Raw genomic sequence first — 25,509 nt, forward strand, 5'->3', positions numbered from 1 at the left:
AAGTTATGCTCCCTGAGCTTCAAGAAAAACTAACGCGATTAATCCAAGAAACTATTAATAAGATTGTGCCTGATAATCAGGCACAGATTAAACTTGAGCGCCCAAAACAAGCAAGCCATGGCGATATCGCAACTAACATTGCTATGCAATTAGCCAAACCGGCAAAGCGCAACCCACGAGAACTAGCACAAGAAATTTGTGATGCTCTTATCGACAATCCGGAAGCACAGAATATTCTCGCGACCGCTGAAATTGCCGGTCCCGGGTTTATTAACTTCCGACTCAAGCCGGAAACGCTTTGGGCTGTGATTGAAAAAATCGCAGCTGAAAAAGAGCAGTACGGTCACTCCAAAGGCCAAGCCGATCAAAAGGTCATGGTTGAATTCGTTTCAGCCAACCCTACCGGCCCTTTACACGTCGGTCACGCTCGTCAAGCAGCGTTAGGTGATTGTATTTGTCGTTTATTTGCGGCTAACGGCGCTGAGGTTCATCGCGAATTCTACTACAACGATGCCGGCAACCAAATCAATGCCCTTGCTCTCAGCGTTCAAGCACGCGCACAGGGTATTGATCCTGATGACGCTAACTACCCTGAAGATGGGTATCGCGGCGATTACATTCTTGACATTGCCAATGATTTTATGGCCCAAAAAACCATTTTAGCTGATGGCCAGGAAATAACCGCTAGCGGTGACAGCGATAACCTAAGTGATATTCGTCGCTTTGCAGTCGCTTACTTACGTCGCGAGCAAGATCTTGATTTGCAAGCCTTTAACCTGATCTTTGACGAGTATTACCTAGAAAGTTCACTCTACACGGATGGTAAAGTTGAGGAAACCGTTCAGACTTTAACCGACAACGGTCACGTTTATGAAAAAGACGGTGCGCTTTGGTTAAAAACGACGGAACTCAATACCGGCGACGACAAAGACCGTGTGATGCGTAAGTCTGACGGTTCTTACACCTATTTCCTACCGGATGTAGCCTACCACCGCAGCAAGTGGGAGCGTGGTTATAAGCAGGCGATTAACATCCAAGGCAGTGACCACCATGGTACGGTTGCGCGTGTTCGTGCCGGCTTGCAGGGGTTGGAACTAGGTATCCCGAAAGACTACCCTGATTATATTTTGCACAAAATGGTTCGCGTGATGCGTGATGGAGAGGAAGTTAAAATTTCCAAACGTGCCGGCAGCTACGTCACCATGCGTGATTTAATTGACTGGGTTGGTCAGGATGCGGTGCGCTTCTTCTTAATTCAACGACGTGCTGACACCGAATTTACCTTTGATGTCGACTTAGCTCTCTCTAAGAGCGAAGAAAATCCCGTCTTTTACGTACAGTACGCCCATGCTCGTATTTGTAAACTGCTCATGGACAGCGCAAACTTGACCGCTCGCCTACACGAAGCAAATACCAGCCTTCTGACAGCGCCAAGTGAGCTTACGCTCTTAAAGCGCTTATCTGAGTTACCTAACTTAATTGAAATGGCGGCGCGCGAACTATCACCGCACCATCTCGTATTCTGGTTAATTGACTGCGCTGCAGATTTCCACTCTTGGTACAATGCTGAGCGCATCATGGTTGATGATGAGGAATTAAAACTGGCTCGTTTAAGTCTGGCTAACGCAACCCGTCAGGTTATTGCTAATGGCCTAGACCTACTAGGTGTCAGCGCTCCTCAGAGAATGTAGTTAATAATTAAGTATTTAAGTTTATGGCAGCACCCCGCAAACGCACAACTAAACGAACGACGACGTCACGCCGTCGTACACCGGCAAAATCAGGACGCAGCAGTAGCTCCTTTGTGGCCATGGGCATTATTGCGGGCCTAGCCATCGCCATTCTTTTTTATTCGATTTTTATTCGCCAAGATGCTAATTTATCTAAAGGCACGACACCACAGTATGCACATACGCCAAACCAAACGGATGTGCTAAACCCCTTGCCTCCTAGACCTCGTCAAGAACTAGCAGCCGCTGTTAGCCAGAGCCAACCCCCTGCTCCTGACCCATCTGACACGCGAGTCAACACACCATTGAGTATTGCTGAGTCCACGGCTAAGCAAAACGAGTCTCAGCCGGCGACCGCCTCTACTGGGGCGACTACACAAACTAAATCTCCAAGTGCCAAGCCTACGCCAGCGCCGGCAAAACAAACGCCACCAACACCCAGCATGAGTGAAGACGCGATCGGCAACCTCATTGCACAAAACCAGAAACCGGCTCCGAACCAAGCCAAGCCTTCTCAATCCAAAGATGCCGTTACGCCTAAAGATACTGCCGACCACGTAGGTGCCCTGATTCATACCATGCCGTCCGCCACCGTTAGCGACAACGCTGACGGCACAAAGCGTGTAACAAAAGAAAAAATCATTACCAAACAAAGCAGTACGCTCAATACCGTACCGGAAAAAGCAATTGCCTTACATCCTGTACCGACTAAAGAAAAGCCTTTTTACTTACAAACTACGTTTTATAAGACAGAAGATGAAGCCGATGCTATGCGCGCTCAACTTCTTTTATTAGGACACGGCACAGCCAATGTACATAAAGCACTGGTTAACAACCAAACGATGTATCGCGTCCGTATAGGTCCTTACACCTCACGTACTGAACTTGAAAAGGCTCAGAAAAACGTTGAAGCAGCTAAGTTAAAGCTAAGCCCTATACATTAATCAAATACGCTACTAATGGAACCAATTGCCTAAGAAAAGGTCATTAGTTCTGTTATGAATAACGAATACGCGCTAAACCTAGCATGCATAGTAAGAACTGGACTGAATATGATTAAATTACGTAATAAATTTCTTGCAACAGCCCTATTAAGTGCAACCTTTGCGGCACCAACAGCCTTAGCTCAAGACCAAGGGTATATCACTTATCAGCAACCACACGCTTCCAGCACCGCAGATAAAGTCGAAGTCTTAGAGTTTTTCTCCTACACTTGTGGACACTGCGCACTCATTGACCCCATGATCACCGAGTGGGAAAAAACCTTAAGTGATGAGGTTAAATTAGTTCACGTACCGGTCGCTTTCAATGCCTCTATGCAGCCTATGCAAAAATTCTACTATGCGATAGAAGCCTTAGACCGCTTAGATTTACACTCAAAATTATTTGATGCTATTCACAAAGAAAAGCAGCGCCTCTTTACCGAAGACGCGTTAATTGATTGGGCGGCTAAGCAGGGAGTCGACAAAGAGCAAATAACCGCTGCCATGAGCTCTTTCGGTGTTAATTCCAAAGCTAGAAATGCCCGTCAACTCACTGACAACTACCGTATTGAAGGCACTCCCTCAATCGCGGTTGGTGGTCGTTACCTAACCTCTCCATCCATGACCGGTACCTATGAAGCGGCTATTAACCAAGCTCAAGTATTGTTAGATCAAATCTTAGCCGAGAAATAATCTAGACATTACGATAAGCGACAAAGTAAGAGAGTCACCCCTCGCGCTCAAAAACAACGGCCCTACAAAAATACATAGGGCCGTTTATCTTTATCTATCTATGCAGAATCAACTGCTTATTAGGCACCAAAAGCAGCATGGTACGCTTGCTGTAAATCCGCAATCAAATCATCAATATCTTCTAAACCGATATGTAAGCGGACAAGCTGTGTCTCGCCATGACGTAACTCGTCAGAAGTATAAGAATGATTGACTAAGCCTTCCGGACGTACCCATTGGACTAAGCTCTCAAAACCGCCCCAAGAATAACCAATAAAGAAAATTTCCAAGGCATCAACAAAGGCGCGAGTCTGCTCGCGACTGCCCTTTAACTCTATCGACATTAAACCATTAGAACCTTTGCAATCACGCTGCCATAGCTCATGATGCTTATCACCTTTAAAGGCGGGATGATAAATCGCTTTGACGGCTTCTAGACTTGCCAAATACTCACACACCTTAAGGGCACTTTCTGCATGCTGCTTCATGCGAATAGGCATCGTGCGCACCCCACGAATAGCTAACCAAGCGTCATCGGCACTAATAGAATAGCCCAAAGCATATTGATTTTTATTGATACGATCGATAAGCTCCTTACCCTTAGCCACGACAGCACCCAGCATTAAATCAGAGTGACCACCAACATACTTAGTCCCGGCAATAATGGAAACATCAGCACCTAAATCTAAGGGCGTATAAATTAAACCACTACCCCAAGTATTGTCGACCACAAACGTTAAGTCGTGCTTTTTAGCAATCGCTGACAAAGCTGGAAAGTCCAGCATTTCCATCAATAAAGAGCCTGGGGACTCTGCGTACAACACCTTTGTTTTGGGTGTAATAGCCGACTCAATCGCATCATAGTCGTGACCGCTCACATACGTGGTGCGAATACCCATGCGCTGTAATACCGTACTATCCATCTGACGTACAGGGCCATAGACATTGTCTGTACACACCATATGGTCACCTTGACCTAGCAAAGACAATAGCGTCATGCTGATGGCACCTACCCCTGAGGACGCTAAAAAGCAATGTTCGCCATTTTCTAGTGCTACAAAAATCTCTTCTAAATCAGCATGTGTATCTAAGCCCATGCGCCCATAGCTCATTGCCCGTTCACCCTGCATGCGTAAAGACTCTGTGTGATCTAACTCTTGTAAACTATGAAAACGAACAGTACTCGTACGCACTGAGGGAGTGGCCACAGCAGCAACCGGATTTTCCTCATCACACGGCATGGTACCTAAGTGTTGTAGACGAGTAACTAAACTAGGTGTTTTTTTCATAAAACTTCACTCCAAAGATTCTAAAGACTTTACACTCGGCGATCGATAGCAGTACACGGACTCGCAATCGAGTCATCTCAATGACTATTCATTTTATACTGTTGAACTATGTTAACCAACTGCCTTAGCGCTTATGACCTTTGCCACTGCTTTATCATTTTTTTTCGCTGCTTCACTCATGGCTCTTTTGCCGGGACCGGATAATCTCTATGTCATGGCACAATCATTACGCCAAGGTTGGCGCATTGGCTTTATGTTGATCTTGGGCTTATGCTCCGGATTGGTGGTGCATACGGGCATCGTAGCGTTTGGTGCGACAGAGTTAGTGGCACGTTATCACTGGTTTTATCTGTTAATAAATATCTTTGGAGGCTGCTATTTATTATATTTAGCTTACTTACTTTTTAATGCCGGCCCAATCACCCAAACCCAGCAATCAAGCGATATGCTAAGGCCCGCTCAGGCTTATAGACGTGGGGTTATTATGAATCTCAGTAATCCCAAAGTGATTATATTTTTCTTATCATTTTCTCAGCCATTTATTAATGTCGAGCGGGGTAATGTATCACTACAGTACGTACAACTAGCGATATTGATGATTATCGCGACCATGCTGGTTTTTGGGACAATTAGTGTGTTTGCTGATCATTTAGGGGCCAATTTAAAAAAATCCGCTCGCGCTCAACGCATCTTTAACCGGGTGAGCGCGTGTATTTTATGTCTATTGGCAATCTCTTTATTACTCAAGCTGTTGATATCGTAAAACACCCAGTGCATCTTCGCTACGGTTTAACTTACCATCAAAATACAAGGCTTGTAGATGCGCCAACGCCTCTCCCATAGCAAACGTCAATTGGTGTAAATCGAGTTTACGCTTAAACATGTGAGGCACTACCTCAGCAGCGCAGGTTGGTTCTTGACATAACTCGAGTACTTCTTGCAGACGATCTTCATGATGCGCTAACTGCTGACTTACCCGCTCTTGAATCCCTTTAAATGGTCTGCCATGTGAAGGCAATACCAAGGTATCATCCGGCAGCTCCAAAAACTTAATCACAGAGTTTAAATACAGCGGCAATGGATTGGCGTCCGGCTCATAATCAAACACACTGACATTAGTTGAAATGCGGGGCAACAGCATATCACCGGAAATTAACACCTTTAACTCCTCGCAATACAAACTGATGTGCTCAGGCGCATGACCATACCCACTAATTAAAAGCCAATCATGGTCGCCAATTGCAATGACTCGATTATCGATGAGGCGATTAAAATGAGCAGGTAAGGGATGCACGAGACTTGGATAGTAGCCGGCGCGTTCACGAATTTGTTCCTGTGACTCCTTATTAAGTAAACCATGACGGGCAAAGTGCTCTACCGCCCCATCGCCACCGGTACCGGCACCACTCGTGCTGTCGGTCCATGAACGAGCGACAAAATAATCGGTCATACTCATCCATAACGGAGCATTCCAACGACCACAGTGCCAACCGGCTAAACCCACATGATCAGGGTGCATATGTGTTACTAAAACACGCACAATGGGCAAACCATCTAATTCATTAGCAAAAATCTGCTCCCAAAACTCACGTACCACCGGTTTATTAATTCCACAATCAATCATCGTCCAGCCCTTGACCCCCTCAAACTCATCAGCAATCAGCCAACAGTTCACGTGGTCTAAAGCAAAGGGCAATGGCAAACGGATCCACTTCACCCCGGGAGCCACTTCGATGGTACTACCTTCTCTCGGTAGCTCATCTCCAAATGGATAGTTTAATTTTTTTTCATTTTCATTCATATAGATTCTCCTCTGTAGCAGTCTCAGTTTTAGCACCTTTGATTGTTCTACCCATCACATACTAAAGCAACACGCTGACAAAAACATGTTAATTATTGACACAGTTGAAATAGTAACTCATAATTACGTTTACGTTAACGTAAAGATAAACATTTAAGTCATTCAATCACAGTGAGAGTTGTTTACATATGACACAAGAGCTTTGGTCCATTTCAGAGTTAGCCGAGATGTATGAGGTAACACCCAGAACACTTCGTTACTACGAGGATCAAGGCATTGTTGCGCCAAGAAGAGATGGACAAAAACGCATTTATAATCAGCGCGACCGCACACGCCTGAAACTCGCACTTCGAGGCAAGCGTTTGGGCTTTTCACTAGCAGAAATTCGTAGTTTGATTGATATGTATGACGGTCCCAGTAGTCACCCAGAACAACTACAGTCTTATTTAGCTCACTTAAAAAGACAAAAAGAACTACTTGCTCAACAGCAAAAAGATATTCAGGCAGTACTCGAAGAAATTCGTCGTCAAGAGCAGGTATGTCACGATTTATTAGCAAAAAATATTGAGTAATTTAAACGCCCACAGGAGACAAACATGAATATTCCAGGCATTAATTTTAATTTAGGTGACGATTTAGATATGCTGCGTGATGCAGTCCGTGATTTTGCACAAGCTGAAATCGCCCCTCGCGCTCACGACATTGACCACAGCGATCAGTTCCCAATGGATTTGTGGGAAAAGTTCGGTGAACTAGGCCTCTTAGGATTAACAGTCAGTGAGGAGTATGGCGGTACCTCCTTAGGTTACTTAGCTCATATGGTGGCGATGGAAGAGCTTTCACGCGCCTCTGCCTCAGTCGCTCTGTCTTATGGCGCGCATTCAAACCTGTGTGTTAATCAGCTGTTTCGCAACGGCAATGCGGAGCAAAAAGCCAAATACCTACCAAAACTAATCTCTGGAGAACATATTGGTGCGCTTGCAATGAGTGAGCCAGGTGCCGGTTCCGATGTGGTCAGTATGAAGTTACGTGCCGATAAAACAGGCGATCGCTATATTTTAAACGGCAATAAGATGTGGATTACTAATGGTCCGAACGCCGATACCTTAGTTGTCTATGCCAAAACCGACCCCAATGCCGGCCCTAAAGGCATTACCGCCTTTATCATTGAAAAAGACTTCCCCGGCTTTTCTGTTGCTCAAAAGCTGGACAAACTAGGTATGCGCGGTTCACACACGGGCGAATTGGTATTCCAAGATTGTGAGGTTCCCGAAGAAAATATCCTCGGTCAGCTAAATGGTGGCGTTAAGGTGCTGATGAGCGGCTTAGACTACGAGCGTGCAGTGCTATCCGGAGGCCCCCTAGGCATTATGCAAGCCGTGATGGATATGGTTGTGCCTTATATCCACGATCGCAAGCAATTCGGACAATCCATTGGTGAGTTTCAGCTGGTTCAAGGCAAAATTGCTGATATGTATGCCGGCCTCCAAGCCAGTCGTGCCTATGCCTATGCCGTTGGCAAGCAACTAGATAATTTGGGGAGTGGTCATGCCCGTCATGTCCGTAAAGACTGCGCCGCCTTGATCCTATACGTCGCTGAGTTAGCCACAAAAATAGCAGGTGACGGCATTCAAATCTTAGGCGGAAATGGCTATATTAATGAGTATCCGGCCGGTCGTTTATGGCGTGACGCCAAGTTGTATGAAATCGGTGCGGGCACAAGCGAAATTCGTCGCATGTTGATTGGTCGTGAACTATTTAATGAAACAGCTTAATTTCTTTTAATTAACACTAGCTCTCCGAGGAGTTTCTTATGTCTGATTCTGTTGTTATTGTTTCTGTTGCCCGTACCCCGATTGGCGGTATGATGGGTACTCTTTCTGCCGTACCTGCTTATGAATTAGGTGCGACTGCTATTAAAGCGGCTGTAGAGCGTGCTGGCATTGATCCTAAAGCTGTTGATCAAGTCATCATGGGTAACGTACTGCAAGCTGGTCAAGGCCAAGCGCCTGCGCGTCAAGCAACCCTTGGTGCAGGTCTGGACAAATCCACTTCAGCCACTACCGTACATAAAGTATGTGGTTCAGGTTTAAAATCCGTGATGCTTGCAACTGATATCTTGAAAGCTGAAAGTGCTGATGTCATTGTTGCTGGTGGTCAAGAAAGCATGTCCAATGCTCCTTATCTCCTACTCAAAGGTCGAGAAGGCTATCGCTACGGCCACTCCACGGTGTATGACCACATGGCCTTAGATGGACTTGAGGATGCCTACGAGCGCGGCACACCGATGGGTGCCTTTGCTGAACAAATGGTTGAAAAATACGGCTTCACCCGCGAAGACCAGGACAACTATGCCGTTGAATCCTTAAACCGTGCGAATAAAGCGATCGAAGATGGTAGCTTTGAGTGGGAAATCACACCTGTCACCATCAGCTCTCGTCGTGGCGATGTCGTTGTTGATACTGACGAACAACCGGGCAATGCCAAACCTGACCGTATTCCAAGTCTACGCCCTGCCTTTAAGAAAGACGGTACGATTACTGCCGCTAACGCTTCATCAATTTCTGATGGTGCCGCAGCCGTCGTCATGATGCGTGCTTCAACCGCTGAAAAACTGGGTGTTAAGCCATTAGCCCGTATCGTTGCGCACACTGACTTTTCTCATGAGCCAGAGTGGTTCACCACTGCACCAGTGACCGCGATGAAAAAGTGTTTGGAAAAAGCTGGTTGGACCAAAGATGAGGTGGATTTATACGAAATTAACGAAGCCTTTGCTTGCGTTACCATGGGTGCAATGAAAGATCTCGAGTTAGATCATGCAAAAGTAAATATTCATGGGGGTGCGACTGCTTTAGGTCACCCTATTGGTGCCTCAGGTACACGTATTTTAGTAACCCTTATCGCTGCTTTACGTAAAACCGGCGGTAAAAAGGGTGTGGCTAGCCTATGTATTGGAGGCGGTGAGGCCGTTGCCCTAGCAGTTGAACTAGTAGACTAATCATCAGCACTAGGTCATAACAAACTATTAAAGGGCTGCCGATCATGATGAAGACAAGGCAGCCTTTACTAATAGGCGCACTTAAGTTTTGGAGGAGATTAATGCCTATTCTTAAAAGTCAAATTAATGTTCGTAGCCAATCATTTCAAGAAAATAAGGAGGCTATGCAACGACAGATCGACGATCTAAACGAAAAGCTCGCGATTAACCTCAAAGGCGGAAGTGATAGCGCAAGAGAGAGACACCTAGCGCGCGGTAAGTTGTTGCCACGAGATCGCGTAGAAAAGCTCCTCGATCCGGGTAGCCCTTTTTTAGAGCTGTCTCCTCTGGCTGCCTTAAATATGTATAACAATGACTCGCCTGCTGCCGGCTTGATCACCGGTATTGGTCGTATCAATGGCATTGAGTGTATTATCGTCTGTAACGATCCGACCGTCAAAGGAGGTACTTACTACCCGATGACGGTCAAAAAGCACATCCGTGCTCAGGAAATTGCCGAACAGAACAATCTGCCATGTGTTTATTTAGTTGACTCCGGTGGCGCTTTCTTGCCAAAACAGGATGAAGTCTTCCCCGACCGCGATCACTTTGGCCGCATTTTCTACAATCAAGCGGTGATGTCTTCTAAAGGCATTCCCCAAATTGCTGCCGTTCTAGGTTCATGTACAGCAGGTGGCGCTTACGTCCCAGCGATGTCCGACGAGTCTATTATCGTTAATAACCAAGGAACGATTTTCCTGGGTGGGCCACCGCTAGTAAAAGCGGCCACAGGTGAAGAGGTCAATGCCGAAGACCTTGGTGGCGGTGACGTACACACTCGCTTATCCGGTGTGGCCGATCATTTAGCACAAAATGACAGCCATGCCTTACAGCTTGTACGCCAGTCAGTTTCTCGCTTAAATCGCAAAAAACACAACCCTCTGCTAACCATCGCACCACGTGCTCCTTTATTCGATGTTGAGGAGTTAAACGGTATTATTCCGGCAGACACACGCAAGCCATTTGATGTGCGTGAAGTCATCGCTCGTATTGTCGACGGCTCTGAATTTGATGAGTTTAAAGCACGATTTGGACCAACCTTAGTCTGCGGTTTTGCTCATATCGAAGGTATGCCAGTCGGTATTATTGCTAATAACGGTATTTTATTTTCAGAGTCTGCACAAAAAGGCACGCACTTTATCGAGCTTTGCTGCCAGCGCAAGATTCCATTAGTTTTCTTACAAAACATCACTGGTTTCATGGTCGGTCGCAAATATGAAAACGAAGGAATTGCTCGCCACGGTGCCAAAATGGTCACCGCCGTATCAACCGCCAAGGTGCCTAAATTTACTGTGCTAATCGGTGGCTCCTTCGGCGCTGGTAACTACGGTATGTGTGGCCGTGCCTTTAATCCCCGCTTCTTATTTATGTGGCCTAACGCTCGAATTTCCGTCATGGGCGGTGAGCAAGCAGCCAGTGTCTTGGCGACAGTCAAACGGGATAGTATCGAAAGCAAAGGCGGGACTTGGTCTACTGAAGAAGAAGAGCAATTCAAAGCGCCCATCCGTGAGCAATATGAGCATGAGGGTCACCCCTATTACGCCAGTGCGCGGATGTGGGATGACGGCATTATCAAACCCGCCGATACTCGTCGTGTTTTAGCCTTAGCCTTATCGGCTTCGCTTAATGCCCCAATTGAAGATACCAAATTCGGTATTTTCCGTATTTAACCTCAGCGGAGTTGCTTTATGTTTAAAAAAATCCTAATTGCTAACCGCGGTGAGATTGCTTGCCGTGTCGCCAGCACCGCTCGTCAAATGGGCATTGCAACGGTTGCTGTGTATTCTGATGCTGACCGTCATGCAGCGCACGTAGAGGCCTGCGATGAGGCAGTTTATATTGGTGGTTCTGAACCTGCCAAAAGTTATTTACGTATTGATGCCATTATTGAGGCAGCTAAAAAAACGGGGGCCGAGGCCATTCACCCCGGTTATGGTTTTTTAGCTGAAAACGGTGATTTTGTAGCAGCATGTCAACAAGCCGGCATCACATTTATTGGCCCTTCGGCTGAAGCAATGGCTGCCATGGGCTCCAAATCAGCCGCTAAGACCTTGATGGAAAAAGCTGGTGTGCCGCTCGTACCTGGTTATCACCGTGATAACCAAGATCCCGATTTTTTACATCAACAAGCAGATAGTATCGGCTACCCCGTCTTAATTAAAGCCAGTGCCGGTGGGGGCGGTAAAGGCATGCGCATCGTCAATAGCAGCGATGAGTTTATCGGCATGCTGGAGTCATGTAAACGCGAAGCCATCAATAGTTTCAGCAATGATCACGTATTAATTGAACGCTACGTTACTAAACCTCGTCACATTGAAATTCAGGTGTTTGGTGATGAGTTTGGCAATTACGTGTATTTATTTGAACGTGACTGCTCAGTCCAACGTCGCCACCAAAAAGTCATTGAAGAAGCACCCGCCCCCGGCATGACCGAACAACGTCGTCGCGCCATGGGTGAAGCCGCTGTCAATGCCGCTCGTGCAGTTAATTACGTGGGCGCTGGTACCGTCGAGTTCATTGCGGAGCAAGACGGCACCTTCTACTTTATGGAGATGAACACTCGCCTACAAGTAGAGCACCCAGTGACTGAAATGATTACTGGCTACGACCTAGTGGAGTGGCAATTACGCATCGCCAATAAGGAGCCGATTCCGGTTCAACAAGCTGACTTAGCAATTAATGGCCATGCCATTGAAGTACGTATTTACGCTGAGAACCCAGATAACGACTTCTTGCCCTCAATTGGTCAACTGAGTCACTTGAGCTTCCCAGAGCACCTGAGCTTTATCAATGCACCAATTCGCGTTGATAGCGGAATTCGCGAGGGCGACCGCATTAGTCCATTCTATGATCCCATGATCGCCAAGCTGATTGTGTGGGGTGTTGACCGTGAGCAGGCCATTGCTCGTATGTGCCAAGCGCTTTTAGGGACGCATATTATCGGACTGCATACTAACGTATCCTTCTTACATCGTTTAATAACTAATGAGGCCTTTGTTAATGCAGATCTGGACACGGGTTTAATCGAAAAGAACCACGCTAGCCTCTTCCCGCCTGCTCAATCCGTATCGAGCAAAGCATTGGCTTATGTCGCCGCAACTTATATGGCCAAACACGGTCTGAAGCATAGCCGTGCCGCTAAAAACGCACCAATAGGCTACATTGACCCATGGGCTAGTGCTGATTACTGGCGTGTCCGCCAAGGAGAAGGCACCACGGTCACCGTAGAGGATGATCATAACGAATACCCACTCCGTATTACACAGCGCAGCAACGATGACTGGATTTTGGAAATTAACGGTGTTATCCACGAGCTTACTTGGGATGTCAACACCTCTGGCAACAATGGCCTGACCTTTGATATCAAATTGGGACTTGACGGGGATTTGAGCCAGGCTAAAGTGGTGCATGAAGGTGAAGAACTTTACCTCTACACTCAAGAAAGTCAAATTCGCCTAAGAGTGCCTAATACCTTAGCACATGCGGCTGAAGGTGATGAGCTAGGCGGTGGTGGCCTAACCGCCCCTATGCCCGGTAAAGTCATTAACATTCTGGTTAATGTCGGTGACCGCGTTGAAGCCGGTGATGTACTGCTAGTGATGGAAGCCATGAAGATGGAACACTCGATTACGGCCGATACAGGCGGCACCGTTGAAGAGCTATTCTTTGCGGTAGGTGACCAAGTAACCGAAGGTGCGGAGTTAATTAAGCTTAATAGCGACGACTAAGTTACATACGGTCAGCGCATTAAAGTTCAAAGGGGATGCTTTATAAACAAGCATCCCCTTTTTTTGCACTATTGAGTTATTCATGACTCACACTTGAGGTACAAAGCTTGCCTGACTAGCTCACTCGCATTAGCCCTTAGAGCCACTTCATCCAGTGTATTTAGATATGTAAACACCTGAACATAAATCTCATGTGGCAAGACTTGACTCTTTAAACACCAGTTCTCTGTATCAGCGATCGCGAGCACATAACCTTGCGCTTGAGCATTAAGTAAACTGGGATCTGAGAACAGTTTCTGGCTTGCTTCATTAGCCCCTAAATTTTTTAATAATTCGCTACCAGACATCATCCAGTCACGCCTTTCTTCAGCAGAAACCATGGTTGTGAGTAAGCTAAGGCTTAACATAAGAGCAGAGAGGTATTTCATCATAATAGTCCCCAATGTAAAAACTTATTGATTCCATTGTAGAGCGATTAATAGATTAAAGACATTTAAATCAAAACTCATCTGTTATATTAGATCTTGCTACAATAAGCTACAAACCTTTTATTACCACCCTTTAGCTACTGCTTAACAACCATGCAACTAAATTTCAATTTTAGACAGAGTCTCGGACTAGTCGCCATGGTGGCGGCTTTATTTATCGTCCTCTTTCCATTTGATGGTTATCCATTACATTTTTCTCATAGTGCTGCCTTAGTCCTTATCACCCTAGCTAGCTGGAGTACCGGTTTATTTCCTCCCTTTCTTACAGGTCTGATTTTCTTTGCCTTAGCGGCAATTTTTAATCTATTACCAGCCGATATCTTATTTTCTGGCTTTAGCTCAACGGCGGTCTGGCTTATCATTTCCGGTTTTGTCATTGGCGCCGCAATCTCCACCTCTGGTTTAGGTAAAAAGATGGCGTCGATGATAGCGCCACAACTGACTGGCAGCTACCCACGCATGATTACAGGACTTGTGATCAGCGCTGTTTTATTAAGCTTTATCATGCCTTCTTCAGTAGGCCGAGCCGTGGTCATGATCCCAATTGGCATGGCGCTTGCCAATCATGTCGGTTTTAAAAAAGGGAGTAATGGACGTTTAGGAATCGCCACTTCACTCGCTATTGCCTGCAATATGCCAGGTTTTGCGATCTTACCGGCCAATATCCCTAATATGATTTTAGCCGGTGCCAGTGATAATTTATTCAACATGCAGTTTGGCTACATGGAGTACTTACTACTCCACTTCCCAGTACTTGGCGTACTTAAAACCTTTTTGATTATTTTTTTAGTGGTTAAAATTTTCCCAGCTGAAATCAATATCACTGAAAAAACTGAAGAAGACAATGATCCTGAACAGAACGGTAATAAAGCAATGCAGAAAAAAGTAGCTATATTGCTTGGACTGACCCTCATTTTCTGGATGACGGACTCAATTCATGGCATCAACCCCGCTTGGGTCGGATTAGCCACTGCGGTGATTTTATTATTACCTAAATGGGGTGTGGTCGCACCGAAAAACTTTAATGCCTCGGTTGACTTTGCCACCGTCGTCTTTGTTGCTGCCGCCTTGGGTCTAGGCGCCTTAGTTAATGAGTCAGGCCTTGGGACGGCTATGGGACAGACATTTATTCAATTACTACCTGAAGAAAGTGGCGAAACCTTTCTGAACTTTATGTCTCTGTCCATCATGACAACCATCACCGGCTTACTGACTACCATCCCTGGTGTGCCGACCGTACTGACGCCCATGGCCATGGACTTTGCTGATACCACCGGTTTCTCTCTACGCTCAGCGTTGATGATACAAGTTCTCGGTTTTTCTACCGTGATATTTCCCTATCAAATTGGTCCATTGATCGTGACCATGCAGCTTTCAGGGGAGCCTTTACACAAATTATTGAAGATTACACTGCCGTTAACCTTATTGACGGTTGTCGTGTTATTTCCGCTGGATTATTTATGGTGGGGACTGCTTGGTTGGCCTAAATAAAAACTCACTTTGAACCTGCTAAAGCTTCTCTGCTTAGTTTCATCATCAGCCATTCAAAGCAATTCGCCAAAATGACTCACTCTTCCAATTAGGTGGGAAACCCATATGCGGCAGCGAAATATTAGTATTTTTATCAAGTAAGGCAATTAACCTGACAGACCAGCGACTTGTTGGAGCAATAACTCTCATTAATGACTCAATAATAACAAGCTGAAAATACAATCTATTAATCGGTGCTATTTCTTGAAGAGGTGAGCTACTTGAGCCAGAAGATATAGTAACTGGTATTGACGGCCAGTTCTGAGGCTTATTTTTTGGAATCATCGGTCTAGTGCCAAACTCTCGATTCCAAACCCTACTATGGTGGGCACATAAATTGCGTAAATCTGCCAAAGAACGAAACCATGATCGTAAAACAGGCATCTTCAATCCAAAGGATTGTTCTATGGGTGATATGTCTTGAGTTTCTCGTAAATTTGCAAACAATCTAGAAACCTCACTAAATGTTAATAACTCTAAAGCCATCCAGATAGGAGGTTGTTTAGGTGAAGAAGGATACTTGCTAAGATAATGTTTTAAAAACACTTCAACCTCGCGTTTTTCACCCTCTCTTTCAAGTTTATCCATTAGCCAATCATGAGCATAATTAGTATTAAAAATAGCTGAATTAAGATAACCATGGGGTCCATAATTGTCTGCTAATGTATTGCCTAATTGTGCTCTTAAAGCCACCTCGATTCGTTCAATCGCATCAAGAATAATTAAACGTAACTCACGGTCAAATACATACAGACTCAGAATATCGTTAAACTCTGTATTTGGTAGAAAATGCTTAACTTTTTGAGCAGGGATATAAAATGGTATAGCATAAGCTGATAGACGAAAATAGCTAATATTTGCCAAATAATGTCGAGTTTTTGTCTTATCCTTAATAATAAGACCACGTTCCTCAAGTTTAGAGATTTGCCGTTTCATATCAAAGGATGGCTTCCGAAAGTTACTCATACCATACCCCTAAAAAGAAAAAACCCGCTAAAGTGTGCATCGTTGAGAGGCATAGCGGGTGTATCACCTTAATAATATAACGAAGATCTACAGAAGTCAAATTAATACATACCCGTTTTTGCATCTATTACTTATAGGTTGTGCAAAAATATTTTGCACAACCTTAATCATGCACGAATAAATAACAAAATCTACGTTTAGGTATCAATTTGTCCACCTTAAACAGCATCTACGCAGTCGAGTACAGGCAGCTATTCTTGCTAATGAAAATATGGAACTACTAAAAAGCCTCTAGTTGGTTGGCCGCAGTAAAAACACTCACCTAGAGCCTGCTGAAGCTTCTCGACTTAGCTTCATCATCAGCCGATCCAAGGCATTGGCAAACTCACGCTGATCCGAAGAACTGAAAGCCGCCGGCCCACCTATTTCCACGCCTGAGCCACGCAGTTCCTCCAGCATATTACGCATGGATAGGCGCTCACGAATATTATTAACGCTAAACTCCTCACCACGAGGACTCAACACAAAGGCCTGTTTATCAACCAACTCTGCCGCTAAGGGGATATCACCCGTGATGACTAAATCGCCCGCTTGCACTCGTTGCACAATGTAGTCATCGGCCACATCAAAGCCACGAGGGACTTGTACTGCATTAATTAAACGTGATGGTGGTGTACGCAGCATTTGATTGGCAACCAGCGTCAAAGGCTGTTGCCAACGCTGTGCAGCTCGGAAAAGAATCTCCTTTACGACGACTGGACAAGCGTCCGCATCGACCCAAATATGCATAAAAATCCTGATAAACTAAAAAGAATTGAACTTTTAAACAGCTTGCTGACACTGATCCAACCAAGCTCGAATCGTCTCTAAAGCCTCAGGCTCATCTAAAAACGGCACATGAGCACGGTCTTTGAGTGTACACGCTAACATACCTGGGTGACGCTTTTGCATCTCGACTACCGTCTCAGCACTCAGAAGATCGGAGTTTTCACCACGAATCACGGCTAAAGGCTTATCCTGAAGCAAGTCAAATAAAGGCCAGATAGGTGGCACCTCATCGACATCGACCATACTCTCGACAAAACCCTTACGCAAGGCAGGATCGTAAAACAACTCAATCCCGTTTTCACCCTGTAAATACTGCTTTTCCGCTTCCTCTAACCAGCGCGAGTCAGGCACACGATAAAAACCGACACGAGAAGCTTTGAGGACGTCGGCCATTTCCTCCAAAGTCTTAACCTCAGGCAACACACCTAGGTAATCACCGATTTTACGCAGTCCCTCAAGCTCCAGTACTGGTCCGATATCGTTGAACAACACGCCAACAATACGATCCAATGCCGCATAAGCCAAGGTCATGGAAATCAGGCCACCGCGCGAGGTACCGATAAAGGCAGCACGCTCAATGCCTAATTGATCCATCACCTCCAACACATCAGCAGACTCCTGCGGCACCGTGTAGGTCGTGTAATCGGTCCAGTCAGAGTGGCCACGACCACGGCTATCAATTCGCAATAAACGAATTGCAGGATCAAAATGAGCAGCCAAATAATCAAAATCCTGACTATTACGAGTTAAACCGGCCAAGGCAATAACGGTCAACCCCTCATACCCTTCAGGATGTGAATCACGATAAAAAATCGTGGTGCCATCTTTTAATGTAAGGCGATTTTCACTACTCATCTATCTTGATCTCCACAATTTGTTTTATTGCTATTACGTTAGGCTACAGCCGCACGTTGACCCACTAACTCCCTGGCTGCACGAGCAATGACTAACTCTTCATCCGTCGGAATCACCATCACCTTGACTCGAGAGTCATCGGTACTGATTAAACGCTGGCCTTCACCCTCGGTATTACGCTCATTATCAAAGTCCACGCCAATCCAACCTAAACCTTCACATACTAGTCTACGTATCTCAGCAGAGTTTTCACCAATTCCAGCCGTAAAGACAATTAAATCGACTCCCTGCATAGTGGCTGCCATGGTTGAGATACCGGAGCGAACCTTATTAACAAAATAACGAATGGCACGCTGCCCCTCTTCGGTTCCGGCTTCATTAAGTGTACGCATATCATTAGATAAGCCACCAGATAAACCGAGTAAGCCAGATTCATAGTAAAGCATACGGCTAAGCTCCGACACACTATAGCCCTCACTTTCTAATAAGTGAAGCAAAACACCAGGATCGATCTGACCACAACGAGTACCCATCGGTAAACCGTCAAGGACTGTAAACCCCATGGTTGTCGCCTTACTCTTACCATTATCAATAGCGCATAGAGAAGTACCATTACCCAAATGAGCCACCACTACCTTACCCTGATGCAGTTCAGGAGCAATACGTGCTATCTCACTATTAATATAGTCATAGCTTAAACCATGGAAGCCGTAGCGCATAATTCCCTTTTCATATAACTCATAAGGGATGGCAAAAGCCTTGTTCTCAAACTCCTGGGTACGGTGAAAGGCCGTATCGAAACAAACGAGCTGAGGAATCTCTGGAAAATACTCCATCGCCGCGTAGATACCAGACAGATTATGCGGTTGGTGCAATGGCGCTAACTTACTAAAAGACTCAATATTTTTGAGTACTTCAGGGGTAAGCATCACGGGACCGTCATACGCATCACCACCATGCACAACACGGTGACCGGCTGCTGCTACCTCAATCTCCGGGAAATGCAGATTAAGCGATGCGATCACCACTTCCATCGCGGCCTGATGATTTTGCAAATCGCAATTTTCAGGCAAATCCAGAGCCTCACCACTTGCTCCCTTCAGCTTGACGGTACCACCGCTACCGATACGCTCACAATTACCAACCATCACTGGGTTATCCTGAGTTGCCACATAAAGCGCAAACTTCAAAGAGGATGAACCCGCATTAAGCGCTAAAAAGCCTTTATTTTTTACATTATTTTCGCTCATAATGACTCCTTTTTAAGCTATTTTGATGCTTTCTTTTGATTCGCATATTGCAGGCAAACTACTGCGCAAGAGGCTAGGCGGGACATCTCACTATCAGAGCGTGAGTTAAGAATCACCGGTACCTTGGCACCCAATACTAGACCTGCACCCTCAGCATGAGCCACATAAGTCATCTGCTTAAAGAACATATTAGCGGCGTCCAAGTCTGGCATCACAAGGATATTGGCACGACCGGCAACCTCACTAACAATGCCTTTAGTACGCGCAGCATTTTCGTCAATCGCATTATCCATGGCTAAAGGACCTTCGACCAGGCCACCCTTAATCTGCCCGCGATCGGCCATTTTTGATAATAGCGCTGCATCAACGGAAGACTGAATCGCTGGATTAACCACTTCAACCGCAGATAATACGGCAACACGCGCTTCTACACCTAAAGAAACCGCTAAATCAATGGCGTTTTGCGTGATATCGACTTTGGTATTTAAATCAGGGTAAATATTAATCGCTGCATCACTGATATAAAACAGCTCTGGGCGACCTGGTGCATCCATAATAAAGACGTGAGTAAAGCGACGACCAACACGCAGACCACTCTCTTTATTCAACATGGCACGTAGTAAATCGTCGGTGTGCAAATGGCCCTTCATGATAGAAACAGCACGTTCCTCATGCACCATCTTGCACGCATACGTCGCCACATCCTGATCACTACCAGGCACCTCAATAATTTCCATACCGGAAATATCAGCACCGAGCTTCTCAGCTGCTTCACGAATCTTTTGCTCATTACCCAAAAGAATCGGAATAATAATGCCTTCTTTAGCCGCTAAAACCGCACCACCTAGGGAGTTTTTATTATGTGGGCAAACCACCGCCACTGGAATCGGATCGCACTGCTTGGCACGACGTAATAACTCTTCAAAATGGCGATGACGCTGCACCAACAAACCCGGTACCGCCAAATTATCACGCTCATACTTAATGGTCGGGGCATGCGCATCGGCATGACCATCAAGAATCAGGACATTATCCGAGGTACGTGTTACTGATAACTTAAGACTGACGATGTTCTTGGGTTTTTTATCAGTGACCTCAACCTCAATCAGCATCTCATCACCCGGATGGGCACGTTCATGCGCTTCAAAATGGTAGTCCTTAAAAGCAGTACCCGGACCAGGTAAAATATTACCCACCACCGCAGAAACGATAGAAGCTACAAACATCGTCGGTGCCATATTTTCCGGTTCACCATCACCGTCAAGATCATGATTTGGCAAACTGAGCGGGTTGTAATTACCGGAAGCTGAAGCAAAAACATATAAATCATCAACCGTAATCAGGCGACGTAACTCGGCTTTATCGCCAACCTGTAACTCATCGAAGGTGCGATTTACTAGACGCATAATTTAAATTCCTTACTCTTTTTAAAATGGCTCATTTTGATAAAAAATCGCTTAGCCGTGACACACAAAAACCACCAAAAAAATCGAACTAGCGTCCCCAACTCCACACCTTTTAATAGGTGTTAAAAATTATTTCTTTTATAAGATAATACTAACATGCGCTCATGACCTGTTTTTGACAATTTCTACTAAACATGAGGTATCTCAAATGTTAAACCTTAGGTCTTCAAAAAGATCGGTACATGGACATTTTTAGCATAGCTACGAGTCTCTGAGAACTAACAAGGTATCATGTGAAGAATATGATTAATTCCTGCTGAACTTTAATTTTTTTATGACTATCAACCATTCTTCCAGCGAAACACATCGAGTCGAGTTTAAACGCGAGCTGACACCCGCTCTCGATTTAGAAAAAGAGGTGATTGCTTTTCTCAACTCTGCTGAGGGAGGCTTTATTTATATCGGTGTTGACCAGCACGCAAAGGCTCTGAGTAATCAAGCGATCGATAGCGACATGTTAAAAATCAAAGACCGCATCAAGATGAACATTGCGCCTTCGGCCATGGGGTTATTTGATGTGATTGTCGATAATTGGCAAGGTACAGAAGTGATCAAACTGATTATCGCCAGTGGCAGTGAAAAGCCTTATTTTAAACAGAAATACGGCATGACAGAGAAAGGCTGCTTTATACGCTTAGGCAGCGCTGCCGAGCCTATGAAGCAAAATCAGATTGATAGACTTTTTGCAGGTCGAACTCGTAACTCCATTGGCAAAATCAAATCTCATCGTCAAGAGCTGAGTTTTGCTCAATTGCGCATTTACTACGAAGAAAAGAGAAAACCCTTAAATCAGCAATTCAAGAAAAATCTCGAATTACTCACCGAAGAAGGTGAGCTAAACTACGCTGGCTATCTACTCGCTGATGAAAATGCTGTTTCCATCAAAGTCGCCAAGTATGCAGATACTACACGTGTTCACTTAATAGAGAGTAACGAATATGGTTACAGCTCCCTAATCAAAGCAACACTGAGTGTATTACACAAACTTGAAACTGAAAATACGACAAGCACCTTAATCACCGCCAAGAACCGAATTGAATCGCGCCTTTGGGAGCCTGTGGCTTTGCGTGAAGCGGTCATTAATGCCATGATTCATAATGACTATACCCGTGAGGTACCACCCAAGTTTGAAATCTTTAGCGACCGTTTAGAAATAACCTCAGCAGGCAGCCTACCTGAGGGTTTAAGCCAAGAAGAGTTTTTTGAAGGCTACTCTATTCCTCGTAACAAAGAACTCATGCGAGTGTTCAAAGATCTTGAACTAGTTGAGCAACTAGGAACAGGGGTGCAGCGTATTCTGGCGCACTATGAGAGAGAAAACTTTGTTTTCACAGATAACTTCACGCGAATTAAGTTACCTATCAAAGCAGCGCATCAAGATTTTTTATCGGACATTAGAAAAACCTCAATTTACCGCACAAGCGACCAAGCGACCGATCAAGTAAGCGACCAAGTAAAAAGACTTCTACTTGTTTTAAATCACAATGAACTAAGTACTCAGGAGTTATTAAACTTACTGCAATTAAGGCATCTACCTAGTTTTAGAAAAAACTATTTACATCCTGCTCTCGACTCAAGTCTGCTTGAAATGACTCAGCCCGAGTCTCCACGCAGCCCGACTCAAAAATACCGCCTAACGGAAAAGGGCTTTAAGCTGCTTGAGCGCTTATCAACGACACTAGCACTTAATCACTCACAGTGAGTGTTGATTTTATGTTTAACTTGACGTAGTCCCTATTTGGGACTAAAATTAAATCTCATGAAAATTATCTCAACTCAAACCTTACGTAAGTTCTGGGAAAAACATCCTGATGCAGAGCAGCCGCTTAAAGCGTGGTTTGATGAGGCTAGTAAAGCCACATGGACTCAACCCTCTGATATTAAAGCTTATTACCGCCATGCAAGCATCTTAAAAAAATCGACGTGCTGTATTTAATATTAAGGGAAATGATTACAGATTAATTGTTGCTATCGCTTATAAATTAGGCATTGTTTACATCAAATTTATCGCGACACATTTGGAATACGACAAAATTGATGCTGAAACAATCGATATGGAGTAAAAAATGCAAATTCGTCCTATCCGCACTGAATCAGATTACAAGAACGCACTTAAGCAAGTTTCCCGTCTTATTGAGCTTGATCCTGATATTAACTCAGCAGAAGGCGAGCAACTTGAGGTTTTAAGTACTTTAATTCAAGCTTACGAAACAAAAAACTTTCCTATAGAACGCCCTGATCCCATTGAAGCCATCAAGTTTCGAATGGAGCAAAACGGACTGACTGCTAAAGATCTAGAGCCAATGATCGGACGCCGTAACCGAGTATACGAGATCCTCAATCACAAACGTCCTTTAACTTTAGCCATGATATGGAGATTACACAAAGGGCTTGGTATTCCCGCTGAAATCCTAATCCAACCACCAGCAAGTAGCTAAGCATACCCCCACTACGAAGCCGGCATCGGCTTAGCCGCCAAACTCAAATCCTCTTCATTGTCTTCATCTGTCACCACCTGCTCAAGCTCATTACCAAGCACATCTTCCGTTCCTTCTTTTGCAGGCGTCAAGCGCGATGGCGTATGTCCGGCTGCCGTTGCACGTCCCTTAGCAGTACGTGCTTTGCTGCTCATACGTCCGACATTTATATTGGCAGCGGGTGCCTGTCCATCTTTATCCTGACCAAAATAAACCACTGTATGCGGATATGGCAATTCAATATTAGCGGCATTAAAGTGCTTTTTAACCAAGCGATTGTAGCCACGCTGAACTGCCCATTGCATACCAGGCGTAGTTTTAATCAAGACCCTGATAGTGACGCCGCGCTCATTAATCGCCGTTACCCCAGGAATGGTGATCTCTTCTAGAATTTCTGGTGCCAAGACATCATTTTCCATCAACTCGGCAAATGCCTGCTCTAAGTGATAAATGGCTTCGTCCACATTTTCTCGGTGAGCAATGGTGTACTCACCCATATGATAAGAAAAGTCGCGCATATGATTCACCACCACATCCACAGAGGAGAAGGGAATCAGGTGATAACCACCATCCAACGTGCGTAAGCCAACCGAACGGATCGTCATTTTTTCCACCGTACCGAACACACCACCAGCTTCAACCACATCATTGACGTTCATGCCGTTTTCAATTTGAATAAACACACCGGTAATAATATCCTGCACTAATTTCTGTGCACCAAAACCAATGGCTAAACCCACCACACCGGCACCAGCAATCAAAGGGCCAATATTAATCCCTATTTGAGACAGCAGCACCAAGGCCGTCATAGTAATAATCAAAATCAGCGCTGCATTACGAAATAACGACAGCAAGGTTCTCTCACGGGCACTGGGCTCTTGCTGACCCACTCCACTCAAACGGTTCTCTATAAAACTCGCAAGAATGGTCCAACTTAGCGCTGCAAATAGCAAAATAATCGCCACATGCACCAGCATATTGATGAGGGCTTGAGCAGAATCGGAAGCTAGCCAAGCAGCCAAGTCAAAAGCATGCCACGCATCAAACACAACCAATAGCACCACCACGATGGTAAAAAGACGCAAACCTTTTAGAATAGCTGGTACATAGGAATTAATTCGTGCTTCCAGTAAAGGAAGACGAGTACGCATGTCCTCGGATAAATGGATACGTCGACTCAGCGTTGTAGTGAGTACTGCTGATACAATCAGCCCTAGCACAATTGCCACAATACTTTGCAAGGTTGCCTGTGCCATAAAAGGCAAAGCATTATCAGTATCAATCTGACTGACGACCAGTAACACAGTAAAGTAAATAATGGCTAAGACATGCCAGATTCTAGCGAACAGACGCATTAGTGTGCCGAAAAAAGCCATAGAAGCTTGCTTAGAACGCTCAATCACACGATCACGTACTTCAATCCTATTTTTCCAAATCCCTCTGACTGCATAAATATAAACACCCAACATAATCAGCAGAGCGACCATGCTACCGAATGCCGTTGTAAACAGAGCAGACACCACCGGAACCACTAACAGCATGCCGTATCCAACCACTTGTACCAAGACACCAAGCCATCGGTTCCAGTACTGCGCAGCCTCATCGGACATGGCCAACAAACGCAATTTCGGAAAACGCGTTGCAAATACAGTCCGCACTAACGCCCTAGTCACTTCCACCACAATAAAAGCATTAACAAAAAGTGATTCAAAGGTGCCTGCGACCTCACCCTCTCCTGCGATTAACAAGATAACGCCATAAGCAACGATCCCAGCCAACGCAACGCCAAGCACATCCATCAGAAGTGCAGCAATCACAGCCATACTTTTTCTTAAGAAAGCAGCACCCTGCCGACGAATAGGCGGCCCCTCAACCGGTGGGGCATGTTTAAGCCGGTTATTAACCCACCGAAAACCACGAGAAGCAAGCAGACGAATCACCACAAAAGCGACTATTGTGGCTGCAATAACTAAGGCTAAATTCCATAATGCAGTCTTCCAACGCGGCATATTAATCCCTTCGACCTCCTCACCACGGGCAATAGCACCAACCGCATCCGCCGTATGGCCAAGGTCATTGAGTACTTTTGTCAAAAAAACCTGCGTACTATCTGCCACTTTTCTGGGTAAGGAATCATCCATACCCTCCACTGCTGACAGAAGACTCGCTTTACCTGGATTCTCAGGCACCTGAGCTCGCAACTGCTCAATTAATTGATTACGAGTCTGCTCATTTTCTAGCAAATCGGCTAACTGAGTTAAAGAGGTTCCACTTGCAGGTGCTTCTGTAGCAGTCTGCTGTGCTTGAACAGAAAACACCATAAAAAGCGCAAAAGACAGTAATAAAAAC

At 45.2% G+C, this 25,509-nt stretch carries 21 protein-coding genes and 1 pseudogene; 13 read left to right on the plus strand and 9 right to left on the minus strand.

The features are described 5' to 3' along the window. Nucleotides 1-5: 5 nt before the first annotated feature. The 3 genes from argS (at nt 6) to B092_RS0103080 (ending at nt 3,406) form a co-directional block, all read left to right on the plus strand. The gene (argS, locus tag B092_RS0103065; RefSeq protein ID WP_018573776.1) at nt 6-1,691 is read left to right on the plus strand and encodes an arginine--tRNA ligase; all 1,686 of its coding nucleotides are present in this window, start codon (nt 6-8) and stop codon (nt 1,689-1,691) included. A gap of 23 nt (nt 1,692-1,714) precedes the next feature. Beyond that, complete coding sequence (locus B092_RS0103075) at nt 1,715-2,674, plus strand: SPOR domain-containing protein (RefSeq protein ID WP_083907447.1); 960 nt, start codon at nt 1,715-1,717, stop codon at nt 2,672-2,674. A gap of 108 nt (nt 2,675-2,782) precedes the next feature. Beyond that, nucleotides 2,783-3,406, plus strand: coding sequence for a thiol:disulfide interchange protein DsbA/DsbL (locus B092_RS0103080; RefSeq protein ID WP_018573779.1), 624 nt, complete (start codon nt 2,783-2,785; stop codon nt 3,404-3,406). Between the two features lie 119 nt (nt 3,407-3,525). Here the strand turns inward: B092_RS0103080 and B092_RS0103085 are convergent, their stop codons facing one another. Then, nucleotides 3,526-4,734, minus strand: coding sequence for a trans-sulfuration enzyme family protein (locus B092_RS0103085; RefSeq protein ID WP_018573780.1), 1,209 nt, complete (start codon nt 4,732-4,734; stop codon nt 3,526-3,528). A gap of 133 nt (nt 4,735-4,867) precedes the next feature. Between B092_RS0103085 and B092_RS0103090 the strand changes: the two genes are divergently transcribed. Next, on the plus strand, nt 4,868-5,497 hold the full coding sequence (locus B092_RS0103090; RefSeq protein WP_018573781.1) for a LysE family translocator: 630 nt from the start codon (nt 4,868-4,870) through the stop codon (nt 5,495-5,497). Here B092_RS0103090 and B092_RS0103095 read toward each other — a convergent pair. Further along, nucleotides 5,474-6,535 (minus strand): MBL fold metallo-hydrolase, encoded by a 1,062-nt coding sequence (locus tag B092_RS0103095; protein WP_018573782.1) that lies wholly within the window; start codon nt 6,533-6,535, stop codon nt 5,474-5,476. The two genes, B092_RS0103090 and B092_RS0103095, sit on opposite strands and share 24 nt — an antisense overlap. A gap of 188 nt (nt 6,536-6,723) precedes the next feature. Between B092_RS0103095 and B092_RS0103100 the strand changes: the two genes are divergently transcribed. The 5 genes from B092_RS0103100 (at nt 6,724) to B092_RS0103120 (ending at nt 13,300) form a co-directional block, all read left to right on the plus strand. Next, nucleotides 6,724-7,107: a MerR family transcriptional regulator gene (locus tag B092_RS0103100; RefSeq protein WP_018573783.1), complete on the plus strand. Its 384-nt coding sequence runs from the start codon at nt 6,724-6,726 to the stop codon at nt 7,105-7,107. 24 nt (nt 7,108-7,131) lie between these two features. Then, entirely contained in the window at nt 7,132-8,310 is a 1,179-nt protein-coding gene (locus B092_RS0103105) for an isovaleryl-CoA dehydrogenase (RefSeq protein WP_018573784.1), read from the plus strand. A 38-nt stretch (nt 8,311-8,348) separates the two neighbouring features. Then, on the plus strand, nt 8,349-9,533 hold the full coding sequence (locus B092_RS0103110) for an acetyl-CoA C-acyltransferase (RefSeq protein ID WP_018573785.1): 1,185 nt from the start codon (nt 8,349-8,351) through the stop codon (nt 9,531-9,533). A 101-nt stretch (nt 9,534-9,634) separates the two neighbouring features. Next, nucleotides 9,635-11,242, plus strand: coding sequence for a carboxyl transferase domain-containing protein (locus B092_RS0103115; RefSeq protein ID WP_018573786.1), 1,608 nt, complete (start codon nt 9,635-9,637; stop codon nt 11,240-11,242). Nucleotides 11,243-11,260: 18 nt separating this feature from the next. After that, entirely contained in the window at nt 11,261-13,300 is a 2,040-nt protein-coding gene (locus B092_RS0103120; RefSeq protein WP_018573787.1) for an acetyl/propionyl/methylcrotonyl-CoA carboxylase subunit alpha, read from the plus strand. An 80-nt stretch (nt 13,301-13,380) separates the two neighbouring features. On the opposite strand, the gene B092_RS0103125 is transcribed toward B092_RS0103120, so the two are convergent. Next, entirely contained in the window at nt 13,381-13,731 is a 351-nt protein-coding gene (locus tag B092_RS0103125; protein ID WP_018573788.1) for a Rap1a/Tai family immunity protein, read from the minus strand. A gap of 150 nt (nt 13,732-13,881) precedes the next feature. Here B092_RS0103125 and B092_RS0103130 point away from each other — a divergent pair, with 150 nt between their 5' ends. Beyond that, nucleotides 13,882-15,279: an SLC13 family permease gene (locus B092_RS0103130; RefSeq protein ID WP_026253570.1), complete on the plus strand. Its 1,398-nt coding sequence runs from the start codon at nt 13,882-13,884 to the stop codon at nt 15,277-15,279. A gap of 45 nt (nt 15,280-15,324) precedes the next feature. Here B092_RS0103130 and B092_RS0103135 read toward each other — a convergent pair whose 3' ends face one another. From B092_RS0103135 to B092_RS0103155, 5 genes are all read right to left on the minus strand, one after another. Then, a complete protein-coding gene (locus B092_RS0103135; protein WP_018573790.1) occupies nt 15,325-16,284 on the minus strand; it encodes an Abi family protein in 960 nt (319 codons plus the stop codon). A gap of 318 nt (nt 16,285-16,602) precedes the next feature. After that, nucleotides 16,603-17,073 (minus strand): YaiI/YqxD family protein, encoded by a 471-nt coding sequence (locus tag B092_RS0103140; RefSeq protein WP_018573791.1) that lies wholly within the window; start codon nt 17,071-17,073, stop codon nt 16,603-16,605. 33 nt (nt 17,074-17,106) lie between these two features. Then, the gene (locus B092_RS0103145; protein ID WP_018573792.1) at nt 17,107-17,967 is read right to left on the minus strand and encodes an alpha/beta fold hydrolase; all 861 of its coding nucleotides are present in this window, start codon (nt 17,965-17,967) and stop codon (nt 17,107-17,109) included. A gap of 38 nt (nt 17,968-18,005) precedes the next feature. Beyond that, a complete protein-coding gene (locus B092_RS0103150) occupies nt 18,006-19,217 on the minus strand; it encodes an acetate/propionate family kinase (RefSeq protein WP_018573793.1) in 1,212 nt (403 codons plus the stop codon). Between the two features lie 17 nt (nt 19,218-19,234). Then, nucleotides 19,235-20,623, minus strand: a complete 1,389-nt coding sequence (locus tag B092_RS0103155; RefSeq protein WP_018573794.1) for a bifunctional enoyl-CoA hydratase/phosphate acetyltransferase — start codon at nt 20,621-20,623, stop codon at nt 19,235-19,237. 334 nt (nt 20,624-20,957) lie between these two features. Here B092_RS0103155 and B092_RS0103160 point away from each other — a divergent pair, with 334 nt between their 5' ends. From B092_RS0103160 to B092_RS0103170, 3 genes and pseudogenes are all read left to right on the plus strand, one after another. Next, nucleotides 20,958-22,385 carry a Fic family protein gene (locus B092_RS0103160; protein WP_018573795.1) on the plus strand — a complete coding sequence of 476 codons (1,428 nt, stop codon included), beginning with the start codon at nt 20,958-20,960 and terminating at the stop codon, nt 22,383-22,385. A 57-nt stretch (nt 22,386-22,442) separates the two neighbouring features. Further along, a pseudogene (locus B092_RS13525) lies at nt 22,443-22,746 on the plus strand (type II toxin-antitoxin system HigB family toxin). 3 nt (nt 22,747-22,749) lie between these two features. Further along, the gene (locus B092_RS0103170) at nt 22,750-23,121 is read left to right on the plus strand and encodes a helix-turn-helix domain-containing protein (protein WP_018573796.1); all 372 of its coding nucleotides are present in this window, start codon (nt 22,750-22,752) and stop codon (nt 23,119-23,121) included. Nucleotides 23,122-23,132: 11 nt separating this feature from the next. Here the strand turns inward: B092_RS0103170 and B092_RS0103175 are convergent, their stop codons facing one another. Continuing rightward, nucleotides 23,133-25,481, minus strand: a complete 2,349-nt coding sequence (locus B092_RS0103175; RefSeq protein WP_115148623.1) for a mechanosensitive ion channel domain-containing protein — start codon at nt 25,479-25,481, stop codon at nt 23,133-23,135. Nucleotides 25,482-25,509 lie beyond the last annotated feature (28 nt).

This window comes from Oligella ureolytica DSM 18253 (genome assembly GCF_000373745.1).
In the GTDB taxonomy this organism is placed as follows: domain Bacteria; phylum Pseudomonadota; class Gammaproteobacteria; order Burkholderiales; family Burkholderiaceae_B; genus Oligella; species Oligella ureolytica.